At 41.0% G+C, this 16,605-nt stretch carries 17 protein-coding genes; all 17 read left to right on the top strand.

The genetic code is table 11. The annotated features are described in order from the left end of the window. Nucleotides 1–117 precede the first annotated feature (117 nt). The 17 genes from infA to A6K76_RS05765 all read left to right on the top strand — a co-directional run bounded on the left by infA (nt 118) and on the right by A6K76_RS05765 (nt 16,234). On the top strand, nt 118–336 hold the full coding sequence (gene infA, locus A6K76_RS05685) for a translation initiation factor IF-1 (protein ID WP_016839390.1): 219 nt from the start codon (nt 118–120) through the stop codon (nt 334–336). Nucleotides 337–373: 37 nt separating this feature from the next. Further along, nucleotides 374–487: a 50S ribosomal protein L36 gene (gene rpmJ / locus A6K76_RS05690; RefSeq protein WP_000868344.1), complete on the top strand. Its 114-nt coding sequence runs from the start codon at nt 374–376 to the stop codon at nt 485–487. A 24-nt stretch (nt 488–511) separates the two neighbouring features. Continuing rightward, nucleotides 512–877 carry a 30S ribosomal protein S13 gene (rpsM, locus tag A6K76_RS05695; protein WP_066462977.1) on the top strand — a complete coding sequence of 122 codons (366 nt, stop codon included), beginning with the start codon at nt 512–514 and terminating at the stop codon, nt 875–877. Nucleotides 878–903: 26 nt separating this feature from the next. Next, complete coding sequence (gene rpsK, locus A6K76_RS05700; protein WP_066462985.1) at nt 904–1,293, top strand: 30S ribosomal protein S11; 390 nt, start codon at nt 904–906, stop codon at nt 1,291–1,293. A 119-nt stretch (nt 1,294–1,412) separates the two neighbouring features. Further along, nucleotides 1,413–2,363 carry a DNA-directed RNA polymerase subunit alpha gene (locus tag A6K76_RS05705; RefSeq protein ID WP_066462986.1) on the top strand — a complete coding sequence of 317 codons (951 nt, stop codon included), beginning with the start codon at nt 1,413–1,415 and terminating at the stop codon, nt 2,361–2,363. A gap of 47 nt (nt 2,364–2,410) precedes the next feature. Continuing rightward, the gene (gene rplQ, locus A6K76_RS05710) at nt 2,411–2,791 is read left to right on the top strand and encodes a 50S ribosomal protein L17 (RefSeq protein ID WP_066462987.1); all 381 of its coding nucleotides are present in this window, start codon (nt 2,411–2,413) and stop codon (nt 2,789–2,791) included. Between the two features lie 597 nt (nt 2,792–3,388). Beyond that, a complete protein-coding gene (locus A6K76_RS05715; protein WP_066462988.1) occupies nt 3,389–4,234 on the top strand; it encodes an energy-coupling factor ABC transporter ATP-binding protein in 846 nt (281 codons plus the stop codon). Next, entirely contained in the window at nt 4,210–5,079 is an 870-nt protein-coding gene (locus tag A6K76_RS05720) for an energy-coupling factor ABC transporter ATP-binding protein (protein ID WP_066462989.1), read from the top strand. The genes A6K76_RS05715 and A6K76_RS05720 overlap by 25 nt, the downstream gene beginning before the upstream one ends. Next, nucleotides 5,076–5,873, top strand: a complete 798-nt coding sequence (locus tag A6K76_RS05725; RefSeq protein WP_066462991.1) for an energy-coupling factor transporter transmembrane component T family protein — start codon at nt 5,076–5,078, stop codon at nt 5,871–5,873. Before A6K76_RS05720 ends, A6K76_RS05725 begins: the two co-directional genes overlap by 4 nt. A gap of 4 nt (nt 5,874–5,877) precedes the next feature. Next, nucleotides 5,878–6,618 (top strand): tRNA pseudouridine(38-40) synthase TruA, encoded by a 741-nt coding sequence (gene truA, locus A6K76_RS05730; protein WP_066462993.1) that lies wholly within the window; start codon nt 5,878–5,880, stop codon nt 6,616–6,618. A gap of 169 nt (nt 6,619–6,787) precedes the next feature. Then, nucleotides 6,788–7,225, top strand: a complete 438-nt coding sequence (gene rplM, locus A6K76_RS05735; RefSeq protein ID WP_066462994.1) for a 50S ribosomal protein L13 — start codon at nt 6,788–6,790, stop codon at nt 7,223–7,225. A 21-nt stretch (nt 7,226–7,246) separates the two neighbouring features. Next, nucleotides 7,247–7,639, top strand: coding sequence for a 30S ribosomal protein S9 (rpsI, locus tag A6K76_RS05740; RefSeq protein ID WP_066462996.1), 393 nt, complete (start codon nt 7,247–7,249; stop codon nt 7,637–7,639). A gap of 108 nt (nt 7,640–7,747) precedes the next feature. Further along, entirely contained in the window at nt 7,748–8,857 is a 1,110-nt protein-coding gene (locus A6K76_RS05745; protein WP_066463000.1) for a DUF262 domain-containing protein, read from the top strand. Continuing rightward, complete coding sequence (locus A6K76_RS05750; RefSeq protein ID WP_066463002.1) at nt 8,854–10,116, top strand: OLD family protein; 1,263 nt, start codon at nt 8,854–8,856, stop codon at nt 10,114–10,116. Before A6K76_RS05745 ends, A6K76_RS05750 begins: the two co-directional genes overlap by 4 nt. Nucleotides 10,117–10,234: 118 nt before the next feature. Further along, nucleotides 10,235–11,290, top strand: a complete 1,056-nt coding sequence (locus A6K76_RS05755; protein ID WP_066463003.1) for an Mrp/NBP35 family ATP-binding protein — start codon at nt 10,235–10,237, stop codon at nt 11,288–11,290. A 144-nt stretch (nt 11,291–11,434) separates the two neighbouring features. Then, on the top strand, nt 11,435–12,109 hold the full coding sequence (locus tag A6K76_RS05760) for a KinB-signaling pathway activation protein (protein WP_066463004.1): 675 nt from the start codon (nt 11,435–11,437) through the stop codon (nt 12,107–12,109). A 168-nt stretch (nt 12,110–12,277) separates the two neighbouring features. After that, nucleotides 12,278–16,234 (top strand): S-layer homology domain-containing protein, encoded by a 3,957-nt coding sequence (locus A6K76_RS05765; protein WP_066463006.1) that lies wholly within the window; start codon nt 12,278–12,280, stop codon nt 16,232–16,234. Nucleotides 16,235–16,605: the final 371 nt, after the last annotated feature.

Genomic DNA, 16,605 nt, shown 5'->3' on the forward strand with positions numbered 1-16,605 from the left:
CAGACGAGCGTCTTTCAAACATCTCTCATACAATCCAAGATATATGCTTTGTCATGTGTCATTTGATGAAAAGATGAGAACCTCAATTATTATGTAATAGAAGGGAGACTAGGTCTGATGGCGAAAGACGATGTAATTGAAGTCGAAGGGACAGTTGTTGAGACTTTGCCAAACGCGATGTTTAAGGTAGAATTAGAAAATGGACATACAGTGCTGGCTCACGTATCTGGCAAGATCCGTATGCACTTTATCCGCATTTTACCTGGAGATAAGGTTACTATCGAGTTATCTCCTTATGATTTAACTCGCGGTCGTATCACATACCGTTTTAAATAATCTTTTGCGCTCCGGAATATTAAGGAGGTTAGGTTAGATGAAAGTGAGACCATCTGTGAAACCGATCTGCGAAAAATGTAAAGTAATTCGCCGACGCGGTAAAGTAATGGTAATCTGTGAAAATCCTAAACACAAACAAAAACAAGGATAATTAAACAAGGAGGTGCACTAACGAATGGCACGTATTGCTGGTGTTGACATTCCTCGCGATAAACGCGTTGTAATTTCATTAACTTACATCTACGGTATTGGTAAAACTACTTCTCAAAAAGTATTAGCGTCTGCTGGTATTAACGAAGATACGCGTGTGCGTGATCTTTCTGAAGATCAGTTAAACTTAATCCGTGAACAATTAGATTCATACAAAGTAGAAGGTGACTTACGTCGTGAAGTTTCATTAAACATCAAACGTTTAATGGAAATCGGATGTAACCGTGGTATCCGTCACCGTCGTGGTTTACCAGTTCGTGGTCAAAATACGAAGAACAACGCACGTACGCGTAAAGGTCCTCGTAAGACTGTAGCGAACAAGAAAAAATAATTAAGTAAAGGAGGTCCCCTTTAGACATGGCACGTAAACAACAAACTCGTAAACGTCGTGTGAAAAAGAATATCGAAGCTGGTATTGCACACATCCGTTCTACATTTAACAATACAATTGTAACGATTACAGATATGCAAGGTAACGCTGTATCTTGGTCATCAGCTGGTGCTTTAGGTTTCCGTGGTTCACGTAAATCTACTCCATTCGCTGCACAAATGGCTGCAGAAACTGCTGCTAAATCTTCTATTGAGCATGGTCTTAAAACGTTAGAAGTAACTGTTAAAGGTCCTGGTGCAGGTCGTGAAGCTGCAATCCGTGCGCTTCAAGCTGCTGGTTTAGAAGTAACTGCTATCAAAGACGTTACTCCAGTTCCTCATAACGGTTGCCGTCCGCCAAAACGTCGTCGCGTGTAATAGGTATTCCTAGTGATTGCTAGGTATTCTCGTCTTATGCAAATCGGCCCTGGGCGTTTTAAAAAAAGATGATGGTAATTAACCTAATACATTCGATGTTTTGAAGGAGGGTAAATTGAATGATCGAAATTGAAAAACCAAAGATTGAAACGGTTGAAATCAGCGAAGATTCCAAATATGGTAAATTTGTTGTAGAACCACTTGAACGTGGTTATGGTAATACTTTGGGTAACTCACTACGTCGTATCCTTTTATCTTCTTTACCTGGTGCTGCTGTTACTTCAATTCAGATTGACGGTGTTTTACATGAGTTCTCTACTGTAGAGGGCGTTGTAGAAGATGTTGCATCAATCATTTTGAATGTTAAAAAGTTAGCATTAAAAATTTACTCTGATGAAGAGAAATTAATTGAGATTGATATTAAAGGTGATGAGCAAGGCATCGTAACTGCTGCTGACATCACACATGATTCTGACGTTGAGATTTTAAATCCTGATTTATATATCGCAACAATTGCTAAAAACGGACACTTACGTATGCGTATGTACGCACAACGTGGACGTGGTTACACTCCAGCTGACCAAAACAAACGTGAGGATCTTCCTATCGGCGTTATCCCGATCGACTCTATTTACACTCCAGTTTCACGCGTCAACTTCCAAGTTGAAAATACTCGTGTTGGACAAAGCTCTGACTACGACAAACTTTCACTTGATGTTTGGACAGATGGTAGCATCGGTCCTAAAGAGGCGATTTCGCTTGGAGCGAAAATTTTAACAGAGCACTTAAACATCTTCGTAGGCATGACGGATGAGGCACAAACTGCTGAAATCATGGTCGAAAAAGAAGAAGATCAAAAAGAACGAGTTCTAGAGATGACTATCGAGGAATTAGATCTTTCTGTTCGTTCTTACAACTGCTTAAAGCGCGCTGGTATCAACACGGTACAAGAGTTAGCTGACAAGTCAGAAGACGACATGATGAAGGTTCGTAACCTTGGTCGTAAGTCTTTAGAAGAAGTAAAAGCGAAATTAGATGAGCTTGGTTTAGGGTTACGCAAAGAAGACTAAGCGATATTACACATTTTAGTATTTTGCATTAAAGGAGGGAAATTTCCATGGGTTACAGAAAACTTGGTCGTACAAGTTCTCAGCGTAAAGCTTTATTACGTGATTTAACTACTGACTTAATCATCAACGAGCGCATCGAAACTACTGAAGCTCGCGCTAAAGAGTTACGTTCAACTGTTGAAAAAATGATTACTTTAGGTAAGCGCGGTGATTTACACGCTCGTCGTCAAGCAGCTGCTTACATTCGTCGTGAATTAGTAGCTACTACTGATGCTGAAGGTAACGAGAACACTGTTTTCGCACTTCAAAAGTTATTTGACGATGTTGCTCCACGTTACGCAGAGCGTCAAGGTGGTTACACTCGTATTCTTAAAGTAGGTCCTCGCCGTGGTGACGGTGCACCTGTAGTTGTGATTGAATTAGTTTAATCATAAATATGAGGTAAGTGAGGGTGTCCGTCGAAGCCGGTTCACCGGTGGAGCGGCACTCTCTTTTTTTACACAAAGCCAAAAATGATTTATACGACAATAATTAAGCTGAGCGTTATGATGAGCGGGCTATGCAAATAGTGGCGTCTCGTTTAGCTCTCGCACCTCATTCAAAAGGACACGGAAATGAGCAGCCGTGTTCTTACCTTTTAAATGTACAAGCGCATTTCTCTGAATGAGGTGCGCGCTTTTTTATTCATACATAATTTGTATGACGCTTGTAACGAAAGAGCATTAGCAGAAGTTTTCTGCTGATGCTTTTTTATTTTTCCGAGCAATAACGGTGGTCAGTGCGTGAAAAACAGTGTAAGTTAGTATTTAGCATATATGCGAATTAGCAATGTGTTGGCTAGTCGCGTGTTGCGGCTTCGCTTTCCTGGGGCGTGGCTTGAGCCTCCTCGACGTAGTCACGTCAAGTCTCACGCTATTGCCCAAGGAGTCTCGCCGCATTGCTCCTAGCCATTTACAATTGCTTAACCGATATGCTATATAAATAGTTTAGTTTTGAGCTGAGAGTAGAAAGGAAGACGCACAACAATGACAGAAATTTTATCACTCAATGCAGTGACATTTTCATATGCGCCAGAAGAGCCAAATAGTAAAAATGCAGTCGATAACGTCAGCTTTTCGATATCGAAAGGGCAATGGATTGCGATTGTTGGGCATAACGGATCGGGCAAGTCGACAATCGCAAAGCTTATGAACGGCTTACTTGCGCCGACGTCAGGAGAAGTTCGTTTTGATCGCGACGTATTAACAGAGGAAAATTTATGGGACGTACGCTCTCAAATGGGCATGGTGTTTCAAAATCCAGATAATCAGTTCGTAGGAGCGACAGTGCAAGATGATGTCGCGTTTGCGCTTGAAAATAGCGGTGTCGCGTTTGATGATATGGTGAAGCGTGTGCATGAGTCGCTTGCGCAAGTAAAAATGGACGGCTTTTTAAATCATGAGCCGCATCATTTATCAGGTGGACAAAAACAGCGTGTTGCGATTGCGGGGGCACTGGCGCTTCGTCCTAAGCTTTTAATTTTAGATGAAGCAACGTCTATGCTCGATCCACAAGGGCGCATAGAAGTGTTACAGACGGTGCAACAGCTTCGACGTGAGACAGGCTTAACCGTGATTTCAATTACACATGATTTAGAGGAAGCAATGCTTGCAGACCGCGTATTATTTATGAATGGTGGCAAAAAGTTTGCAGAAGGAACACCGACTGAAATTTTTACGCTCGGTGATGAATTAACCGCATTAGGGCTTGATTTGCCATTTGCGATGAAAGTGTCACGCTTATTGCAGCAGCAGGGCGTGCAATTAACAGGACAACATCTTACAGAAGAAGAGCTGGTGAATGATCTATGGACATCAAACTTCAACAAGTAGAATATGCGTATGCGAAAGGAACGCCGTTTGAAAAGCGCGCGTTGTATAACGTTAATATGCACATTCAATCAGGCACGTATCAAGCAATTATTGGGCATACTGGTTCAGGGAAGTCGACCGTGCTACAGCATTTCAATGCGCTGCTACGTCCGACGAGTGGAACGGTTGTCATTGGTGATCGTGTCATTGAAGCAGGGAAGAAGCAAAAAAATTTAAAAGAAGTGCGCCAAAAAGTCGGCATCGTATTCCAGTTTCCAGAGCATCAACTATTTGAAGAAACGGTGCTAAAGGACATTATGTTTGGACCGATGAACTTCGGCATGCAAGAAGCTGTAGCGAAAAAGCGTGCTGAGGAGCTTATTACGCTCGTAGGTTTACCAGAAAGTGTGCTTGATAAGTCGCCATTCGATTTATCAGGTGGGCAAATGCGCCGTGTTGCGATTGCAGGTGTGCTAGCGATGGAGCCAGACGTCATCGTATTAGATGAGCCAACAGCAGGGCTTGACCCACGTGGACAGCGTGAAATTATGGATATGTTTTATGCACTTCATCAAGAGCGCGGTTTAACGACGATTCTCGTAACGCATAGCATGGAGGATGCCGCACGTTATGCCGATTACGTATCAATTATGCATGAAGGTCGTTGTGTGCTCACAGGGACACCGACAGAGCTGTTTAGCGACGAGACAAAGCTGCGTGAATATCGTTTAGAGTTGCCGCGATTAGTTGCGTTCCAGCGTAAAGTGGAGAAACTCATCGGTGAGCCGTTACGAGAGTTGTCGTTAACGGAAGAGCATTTTGCTAAGCAGCTTGCCGCATATATAAAGGCAGGTGGACGCGCATGATGGAGAAAATGATTTTTGGTCGCTACATTCCGGGTGAGTCGTTCGTGCATAAGCTCGATCCACGCGCAAAGCTGTTGTTTGTCTTTGGCTTTATTATTATTGTGTTTCTTGCAAACAATGCGATTACGTACGGTATACTGATTAGTTTTACGTTTTTAGTCATGCTGCTCAGTCGCATTCGTCCGTACTTTATTATTAACGGACTCAAGCCAGTGCTGCTCTTGCTTGTGTTTACATTCTTCATTCATATTTTGTTTACGAAAGAGGGAGACTTATTATTTGAGCTAGGTTTCTTGAAAGTGTATGAGGAAGGGTTACGACAAGGTATTTTCATCTCGATTCGCTTCCTTGTGCTCGTATTTATGACGACGATTTTAACGCTTACGACGTCACCGATCTCAATTACAGATGGGCTTGAAGTATTGCTGAACCCACTGAAAAAAGTGAAGTTTCCAGTACATGAATTAGCGCTTATGATGTCGATTGCGTTGCGTTTCATTCCGACGTTAATGGATGAAACAGATAAAATTATGAAGGCGCAAATGGCTCGTGGCTCAGATTTAAGTGCAGGGCCGATGAAAGACCGTATTAAAGCAGTAGTGCCGCTGCTCGTGCCGCTATTTGTCAGTGCATTTAAACGTGCAGAAGATTTGGCGACCGCGATGGAAGTGCGCGGCTACCGAGGCGGTGAAGGACGTACACGTTACCGTCAGTTAAACTGGCAGCTGCGGGATACAGTCATTTTAGTGGCGCTTATTGGATTAGCAGTAGGACTATTTTTAGTAAGAGGGTAGCGACATGAGACGATTAAAAATGATCATTAGCTATGACGGTACGGATTTTTCGGGCTATCAAGTGCAGCCAGGAGCGCGTACTGTACAGCTAGAGATTGAAAAAGTGTTACAGATGATGCATAAAAATGAACTTGTGAAAATTACGGCGAGTGGTCGTACCGATGCACGCGTTCATGCGACAGGGCAAGTCATTCATTTTGATACGCCGCTAACCATTCCGCCAGAGCGTTATATGAAAGCGTTGAATGTGCAGCTACCGCGTGATATTCGCGTGTTGCATTGCGAGGAAGTAGCGCCGGACTTTCATGCACGTTACAGCGTGTCAGGCAAGCGCTATCGATACATTTGGTGTACAGCTGCTGTGCAAAGTCCGTTTCGTCGCCATTATACGACGGAAACAAACGGCGTGAAGCCTGACGTGAAAAAGATGCGTGAGGCGGCGCAGTACATTTTAGGGGAGCATGATTTTTCTTGTTTTTGTGCGGCAAATACGAGTGTGCAAGATAAAGTGCGCATAGTAAAAAGCATTACAATTGATTTTCATGGGGATGAGCTGCACATGGCAATCGAGGGAAATGGTTTCCTATATAATATGGTGCGCATTATCGCTGGTACATTGTGGGAAGTTGGCATTGGAAAACGAACGCCACAAAATGTACAAAAAATAATCGAAAGTAAGGATCGTAAATTAGCGGGAAAAACAGCTCCGCCGAATGGATTATACTTGGAACACGTGTATTACTAGGCGTTTAACAACTTTACCAGGTGTTCACTTTTTATGCTTGACTTTAAATTAAATTCGTTATAAGATGATGTATGGTATTTTCATTACCACCACAATAATAAGCCCCGAAACTTATACAGTGTAACTAATGAAAAATAACGGTAATCATATCGATTAGGAGGATATATACATGCGTACAACATTCATGGCTAAAGGTCACGAAGTAGAACGTAAATGGTTAGTAATCGACGCTGAAGGCCAAACACTTGGTCGTTTAGCTTCTGAAGTAGCTGCTATTTTACGTGGTAAACATAAACCAACATTCACACCAAACGTTGACACAGGTGATCACGTAATCATCATCAACGCAGAAAAAATCGAGTTAACAGGTAATAAATTACAAGGTAAAATTTACTACCGTCACACTCAATTCGCAGGCGGTTTAAAACAACGCACAGCTGGCGAAATGAAAGAAAAATACCCAACTCAAATGCTTGAGTTAGCTATCAAAGGGATGCTTCCAAAGAACTCTTTAGGCCGTAAAATGTTTGGTAAATTAAACGTTTATGCTGGTACAGAGCACCCACACGCAGCACAAAAACCAGAAGCATACGAGCTTCGCGGATAATAATAAAAGGAGGATACAACCTTGGCACAAGTTCAATACATCGGCACAGGTCGCCGTAAAAGTTCAGTAGCCCGCGTACGTTTAGTACCAGGCGAAGGCAACATCGTAATCAACAAACGTGACATCGAAGAGTACGTACCATTCGCAGCGTTACGTGAAGTAATTAAACAACCATTAGTAGCAACTGAAACTACAGGAAGCTATGATATCCACGTAAACGTTAACGGTGGTGGATACACTGGTCAAGCTGGTGCTGTACGTCACGGTATTGCTCGCGCATTACTACAAGTTGACCCAGCATTCCGTCCGACGTTAAAAGCTGCAGGCTTATTAACTCGTGACTCACGTATGAAAGAACGTAAAAAATACGGTCTTAAAGGCGCTCGTCGTGCACCTCAATTCTCAAAACGTTAATTTTGGTTTGTACAGAGTTTCAAAACACGCTCCGACATTTGTCGGGGCGTGTTTTTGTTTACAAAAAACAATCCATTATTTACTATTAAATAATGGGGTGATGAAAAAATGGATTATACACAAGTAACATTTGATATTGAAACACTCGAAAGAAAGATTAACAGAGGTAGTATAAAAATTGATTCAGATTTTCAACGAGGAGAAGTTTGGGGATTAGAACGTAAAAAGAAATTAATTGATACAATTTTGAGAAAGTGGCCTATTCCTCCAATACAACTAATAGAAACAGAAGGCGATCGACAAGAGATTTTAGATGGTCTACAAAGAATATCAACTATCCTATCTTTTTTAAATAATGAATTTGCTATTGATGGTAACATACTTCCTGAATCAAAAGAGATTCAAGAGTTAGATAAAATGAGATTCTCGGATTTAAAAATGAAATCAGAAGAACAGGGAGATATTTTTAATAAATTTTATAACAGAATTTTAGGAACAAATATTAGTATATATTTTATTCAAAATGCGACAGCTGAAGAAATAGCAGAACTATTTTATCGTTTTAATAATCCAATGACATTAACAACAGTAGAAAAACGAAATGCTTTTTTTGGAGAAACGCGCTCTCAAATTAAAGAATTAGGTGATCTATTCATTAAATTAGGAGCTAGTAAGGAAACAATTGGTTTTTCTAACACTAGAGGAACATATGAAGACTTGATAGTAAAGGTCTGTTATTTGTATGAGTTTAAAGATATTAAAAAGAAGATAAATTCGGATATGCTTATAAATTTATATAGAGATAACCATGTTTTTTCTAAGAAAACTATTGAACATGTTAAAGAAGGTATGAAGATTCTATTAAATGCTATAGAATTTGATTCAGCTGAAAATAGAAGATATTCTAAATCTATTATATTTTCTCTTTTACTCTTCTTTACGGTCTTTAGTGATAAAAAAATTTCGTATGTACAAATTCAAGGGTTGTTATCTTTTGTTAATAATTCGAATCATTATTATAAAGACTCTGAAATATATAATCTATTTGAAAATAAATCTATGGCAGCTTCAACTGATGCTCAGAATATAAGGATAAGACAGGCGATTCTAAAAATAGTTTTTGAAAATGACACAATGTATATGAATGACACTAAAAGAGTATTGGAGTATGCGAAAGAGTATAATTACATTGAAGATAATTGGGAGGGGGTTAAATGAAAATTAAGGATGCGAAAATAAGAGATCTTTCTAGAAAAATGTATGAAGACGAATTACCTCCAATAAAAGTTATTTTGGGACATAATGGTATCGGGAAGACTAGATTTCTTAAAAACGAGTATGACCTTGACTGTGGAGAAAAAGCTTATTTGAGTGAGACCTATCCAATTTTATCTAAGAAATTTATTGAAATTATCAAGGAACTAGATTTATTTGAAGAATTGACCTTTATTAAAGTGCGTGAAAAAGATTTGAGAATGTTAGCTGCAATGCTAGGGAAACGGTATAAATCTATAAAGTATACAATTGTGAGTATGAATGAATTAGAAGAACGATATGAAGCAGAAGATATTATGAAGATTTTTGGTGCAAGCATTATAGAAGAGTTGAATGAATATCGCTCACATGTTTTCTATTATATAGAGGTTGAAGATGAGTATGGCTTCACATATACTTCTCATGAAATGGGCGTAGGAGAATACTTAATTGCTGTATATTTTTTTATGTTTAACTTAGAACCCGAAAAGAAACCCATTTATTATATTGATGAACCTTGTAATTATTTAGCGCCTATGTCTTTAAGGAATTATGTAAAGCTTTTGATTTATGCAGCTGTAAATAAGAATATCCAGTTTGTTATGACAACAAATAACTACGATTTAGTAGATTATTTAATCAATTTTAATGCCAAAATTCAACTTATTTTAAAAGAACAAGAAGAGGTTATTGAAGTAGATACTGAAAAATATACCCAGATTTTCAGAAAAGAAATATTCAATGATAAAGGCTTGTTAAATAAAAAAGTCGTATTTACTGAAGATCAGTTAGCTATGGACTTTCTTAAAGATAAGGTTGATAGTGTATTATTTGTAAAGACTAATGGTGAAGCAAATTTAACTAAAGTAGTAGATGTTATAAAATTGGCAGGGCATGCTATTTTAAATGGCGTTAATATCAAATGTGTATACGATGGTGATCAAAGAAGCAAGATAGAAGAAAATGAGTGGGTTAGTGTATTACCTTTTCTGAATGTCGAAGAAGAAATTTTTAGACTTTTTGAAGAAGAAGATCCGTATTTTTCAGAAATAGAAACACTGGAAAGGTACCAAATATTATCAACTATTAGAGAAGAGGAAATACACGATGCCTATAGACGGCTCAAATGTATTTTAAACAAAAATGATGACGAGATAGTTAGCTATCTTCAAGAAAAGCATAAAGGATGGATTGATGATTTTGTAGCAAGTTTCAAAGAGTGAGCTTTTTTCTATATTTTCAAGTAAGAAGGCTTTCTTGTTCCTAAACATATCATAGCCGAATCGCGAAATAGTTATGCTATAATAGGACGTATCTTACAGATTTAGGGGAGTGTTTTACTTGATTAACGAGCAACAAGTCCGTGAAATTCTTGGTCAATTAGAAGATCCGTTTTTACATAGAACGTTACAAGAAACAGACGGCATTTTAAGCGTTTCGATTAAAGAGGAAAAAAACCACGTGAGCGTAAAAGTGGCGATCACAAAAACGAATACACCAGAGCAAATGCAACTGCAAATGAAAGTAGTTGAGAAGTTAAAAGAAGCGGGTGCAAACACAGTTGGTATTCGCTTTGAAGAACTTTCAAAAGAAAAGCTTGAGCAATTCCGCGGACAAGCAACGGAATCAGAAGCACAAGATATTTTATCACCGTTATCAAAAGTACAATTTATCTCGATTGCATCAGGTAAAGGCGGCGTAGGGAAATCGACTGTTTCTGTTAACTTAGCAGTAGCACTTGCACGTTTAGGTAAAAAAGTGGCGTTAATCGATGCGGACATTTACGGCTTTAGTGTACCAGATATGATGGGTGTACAAGAAATGCCAGTTGTGAAAAACGATCGCATTTTCCCAGTAGACCGTTTAGGCGTAAAAGTCATTTCAATGGGCTTCTTCGTTGAAAACAATGCACCGATCGTTTGGCGTGGTCCAATGCTTGGAAAAGTGCTTGATCAGTTCTTCCGCGACGTCGAGTGGGGCGAAATTGATTACTTATTATTAGACTTACCACCAGGCACAGGCGATATCGCACTTGATATTCACCAAATGTTACCGGCATCAAAAGAAATCGTTGTGACAACTCCACATCCAACAGCAGCATTCGTTGCGGCACGTGCAGGGGCGATGGCGTTACAAACAGATCACGAAATTCTTGGTGTTGTGGAAAACATGGCATGGTATGAATCAAAATCAGGTGAGCGCGAGTACGTATTCGGTAAAGGCGGCGGTCCGAAGCTTGCGGAAGAATTACGCACAGAGCTACTTGGTCAAATTCCACTAGGTCAACCAGATTGGGACGAGGAAGACTTCGCACCTTCTGTATATGCAGAAACACATCCAACAGGTAAGCTTTACTTACAAATGGCACAAAACGTCATCGATAAGTTAGCGAAATAATAAATGGCGCTACTCTTTCGTGATGAAAGGGTGGCGCTTTTTGCTTTCGTCGCCTCGTGTCGTTTGATAAAATAAGGAAAAGCGTTACATTTCGATGTACATATGTGCGTATTTTAGAAAAAATAGCATTGGGGGCTAAAGGGGATGACGATACGGAACTTTATGAAATTTGCATTTTGGGGCATTTTACTAGGTGGGACGTTAACGGCAGTTGCGAGCTTTTTCATTCGCTATGACGTATATGCGCCGTTTATTGAAGCAGGTGAGTACGGTGAAGTGATTGCGACGTTCGTTTGGATGTTTTTACTAGGCGTGACGATGGCGGTTATTGCGCAGGCGGGTTACTTTGCATATTTAACGATTCATCAAATTGGCGTCGGTGTGTTTAAAACGCTCACACTTTGGAATTGGGTACAACTGTTGCTCATTGTCGTCGTGCTCGTTGATTTAGTCATATTCCGCTTCATGCCCGATGCGAACACATGGCAGCAGCACGCGTTCTACATCGTGCTACTTGTTGTGCTGATCAGCAGTGCGATTGTAACAGCGATGCAAAAAGTGAAAATGACGGGCAAAAAGCATGTGTTCATTTCAGCGCTATTTTTCATGATCGTCGTAACGTCGCTTGAATGGCTCATTGCGTTAATGGGGCGCGCATCGACGAGTGATAGCTACGTCGCATTGTTGCTGTTTCCGCTTGTTGCAGTCAATGCATATCAGCTGCTTATGCTCCCGAAATATAATGCGCAATCAGAGCAAGATCGCAAACGACTGCAGGAACGTAAACAGCTTCGCGCACAGCAAAAGATCGAGGCTTAAAAATTATACATCTTCGGCACAAGTGCATCGCAAAACGCGAACGCTTGTGTTTTTTATTGTCGCAAAGCGTGTAGACCTCCGATGTCAGACGAATGTATCGCTATTGAAGCATAATTTGTTCCTCGTTATATTGAAAAAAGATGAAAATGACATGGAGGCAATTATATAATGACGAAACGTAAAAAATTACAACAAACAACAAAGTTTTTAGCAGCGACTGCGCTCGTAACGACAGCAATCGCACCAACCGTACAAGCTGAAGAGGTAAGTGTGAGTACAATTGCGGATGCGCGTGCACTAGAGTTAAAGCAAACTGTAACGGTTGAAGGTGTCGTAACGACAGCACCAGGCTTTGCAGGCAGTAACCAATCATTTTACATACAAGATGCAACAGGTGGGATGTTCGTTTACGTAAAAGAAACGGACGTTAACATAGGTGATAAAGTACGCGTTACCGGTTCGTTAGCTGCTTATAAAGGTGAACTACAGTTAAGTAACCCGACAATTGAGCAGCTACCAAGCACAGGTGAGCAAGTGACGCCAGTAGAAGAAACAGTAACAGCGGACAATCAAGGTGAGCTTATTACATTAAAAGGCGTGAAAATTTCAGGCTTAATGAAATCAAATGACCAAGGTACGTTTGATTTCATTGCGAAAAAGGACGGACAAGCAGACGTAGCGGTGAAGCTCGATTACCGCAGCGGCTATACGTACGAACAATTCGTAGCAGCGGGCTTTAACAGCGGTGACGTTGTAGACGTAACAGGTATTGCGGGTAACCCAGACGGTACATTCACGTTAAAAGCAATTGGCGAAGCGGCATTTACATTAGTGGAAGACGGCGTTGAAGAAGTTATCGAAGTTAAAACGACGGACGTAGCGGCAGCACGCGCAGCAGCAGTTGGGGACATCGTGAAGTTTAAAGGTGTTATTACGTCGAAGCCAGGCTTTAACGGCGCAGGATCGTTTTACGTACAAGATGATACAGCAGGAATTTTCATCTATTCACCAGGCTCAGGCTTTAGCGTAGGGCAAGAAGTGATCGTGGAAGGAAAGCGCGATGCATATAACGGTGAAGTACAAATTCGTCCAACGAACATCGAAATTGTCGGCATGAAGGAATTACCAGCTGTACAAACAGTAGCACCAGCAGCGATTGACGATTCGTATTTAGGGGAGCTTGTACAGTTAGAGCAATTAACAGTAACAGAAGTAACGACAGATAGCTACGATAACTTCACGATGAACGTATTAACAGAAGACGGTAAAAAAGTTGTCGTTTATAACGATTCTCGCGGTGGCTTAACAGGTACGGCGTTTAAAGAAGCGTTTAAAGAAGGCGACGTTGTGAACGTAACAGGAATTGTCGGCAACAACAACGGCACATACCGCGTACAAGTGTGGGATTTAGCTCAGTTCGAAGGTGAGCTTGCGGCTTCAAAAGGTTCAGGCGCAGTAAAAGAAGGCACAACGCTTGATTTAACGACAATTTATGACGATGCGAAAATTTACTATACGACAGATGGTTCAACACCGACAGAAGATAGCCCAGTGTACATGTCACCAATCGAAATTACACAGTCAATGACAGTAAAAGCATTAATCGTCTTCGGTGGCAAATCAGTTGAGAAGGAATTTGTGTACACAATCGCACCGTTTTATGACGACAAAAAAATTGGCGACATTCAAGGGGCAGCGCATACGTCACCAGTTGAAAATTCAATCGTACGTGTAGCAGGTACAGTAACGCGCACAACATCAGATTCATTCGTCATTCAAGATGCAGGTGATGGCGATGTGGCAACATCTGATGCGATTTTCGTAACAGCAAAAGGTCATAGCTATAAAGCGGGCGACGTTGTAACAGTAGAAGGTCAAGTAGTGGAGCAAGGTGGCGGCACAGATTTAACGACGACGACAATCGTTGCAGAAAGTCATGAAAAAACAGATACAGCAGACTTACCGACAGCACTTTACATCGGTGAAGACGTAGTAGCACCGAAAACCGTGATCGACAACGATGGCTTAACGAAATTCGAGCCACAAGACGATGCGATCGACTTCTATGAATCATTAGAAGGTATGCGTGTAGCAGTGAAGGACGCGAAAATCGTTGCGCCACAATCAGGTGGAACAACAGTAGTCGTGCCAAACATCGAAGGCTTAACGTTCAACAACTTAGGCGGCTTAAGCATTGCGAAAGATAACTTCAACCCATCTCGTATTTTCGTTGATAAAGGAAACAACACAGCAACATCAGGTGATTCATTTAAAGGTGACATCGTTGGGGTAATGGGTTATGACAGCAGCAACTTCAAGCTATTTACGACAGAGGCATTACCAGAGCTTGTGACGAATGCACATAAAGATGACATTACGCATATTGAAGTATACGAAAACAAATTAACGGTTGCGACATACAACATCGAAAACTTCTCAGCAGCAACGCCAGTAGACAAAACGAAAGGCTTAGCGAAGCAAATCGTTAACAACTTAAAAACACCGGACGTCATCGCATTAACAGAAGTGCAAGATAACGACGGCGCGACAGATTCAGGCAACACAGATGCATCGAAAAGCTACGAGGCGTTAATCGCAGAAATTAAAGAGTTAACGAACATTGAATACAAGTGGGCAGACGTCGCACCAGAAAACAATCAAGACGGCGGTGCACCAGGTGGTAACATTCGTCCAGGTTTCCTATACAACCCAGAGCGCGTCACATTACAAGAAGCGCCAAAAGGTTCAGCAACAGAAGGTACGGAGTGGACAGCAGACGGCGAATTAACGTTAAACCCAGGTCGCGTTATGGAGCATAAGCAAGAAAATACACGTAAAGCACTTGCGGCACAGTTTACGTTTAACAAAACAGGTGAAGCGTTCACAGTGATCGGTGCGCACTTAAATTCAAAATCAGGTGACGAGCCGTTATTCGGTAAAACGCAACCAGCAACACTTGTTTCAGAAGCGGAGCGTGTAGAGCTAGCAGCAGCGATTCAATCATTCGTGAAAAAAGGCTTAGAGAAAAATCCGAACGCGAACATTTTCGTAGCAGGCGACATGAACGACTTCCAGTTCTCAGCACCACTTGAAGCGTTAAAAGGCGATACGCTAACGAACATGATCGACGAAGTAGAAGCGGCAGACCGTTTCACATATTCATTTGAAGGAAACAACCAAGTGCTTGATCACATTTTAGTGACGCATAACTTAGTTGAAACAGCGAAAGTAGACGTTGTGCATGTCAATGCAAACGTACAAGAGAAAAACGGTAGCGTCTCAGACCATGACCCAGTGTTAGTGCAAGTAGAGTTAGTAAAAGTAGAAGAACCAGTAGAGGAAACACCGGAAGTAACGCCGACACCATCTCCTGCGCCGACACCAAACCCAGCTCCACCGACGACACCAGAAGTAGAGCAACCAGTTGAAGAAACACCTGAAACACCTGAAGAAGAGCAGCCGGTAGAGGAAACGCCAGAAGTGCCTGAAGAGGAAACACCGGACGTAGACGAACAACCTGAGGAAGAAACGCCATCAGTAGAAGTGCCTGAGGAAACACCAGAAGAGCAGCCAGCAGTAGTTGCACCGTTTACGGACATTGCCGATTCATATAGTAAAGAGGCAATCGACGCATTATACGCAGCGGGCATTACGACAGGTACGACAAAAACAACATTCTCACCAACTGCACCGATGACACGCGCGCAATTTGCCGTAATGATCGCACGTGCACTGAATGTAAAAGCAACGAAAGAAACACCATTTACAGACGTGCAAGGGAAATGGTATGCAGATGCAGTAGGTGCTTTATACGAAGCGGGTATCGTAACAGGTAAAACAGAAACAACATTCGAGCCAGGGGCAACAATTACACGTCAGCAAGCAGCAGCGCTTATTGTACGCCTAATGGAAAAACAAAACTATACATTTACGAACACAGCAGCATTATCGTATAACGATGCAGCGAACATTTCACCGTACGCACAAGATGCAGCAGCTAAATTATTAGCAGAAAACATCATGACAGGTGATAACAATAACTTCATGCCACAGCAGCCGTTAACGCGTCAGCAAATGGCGAAAATTTTGTATACAGCGTTAGTAAAAGTGAACGTACTTAACTAATGAAAGCTAAGGAGACAGCACGTGTAATACGCAGCTGTCTCCTTTTTATTTACGTTGTTTCTTATATATAAGTGAAGAAGTATTTAGATGCTAACGAAAGTAAATGAAAGTTTTTTTGAAAAAGTAGTTGCGTATTTTTAATATAGATGATATTATTTATGAAGTCGCTAAGGTGACGCAAACGAAACAACATATTGAAAACGAGTTTTAAAAAAAACTTTTTGAAAATAGTTGTTGACAAAAACTTAGTGGAAATGCTAAGATATAGAAGTTCGCTTGAGACAGCGACATGAACCTTGAAAACTGAACAACAAACGTTGATGAAAAATAGCTAGTTAACTCTAGCAAACAATTTTGGACATCATAATTGA

The sequence above is a fragment of the Caryophanon latum genome (assembly GCF_001700325.1).
GTDB classification, from domain to species: domain Bacteria; phylum Bacillota; class Bacilli; order Bacillales_A; family Planococcaceae; genus Caryophanon; species Caryophanon latum.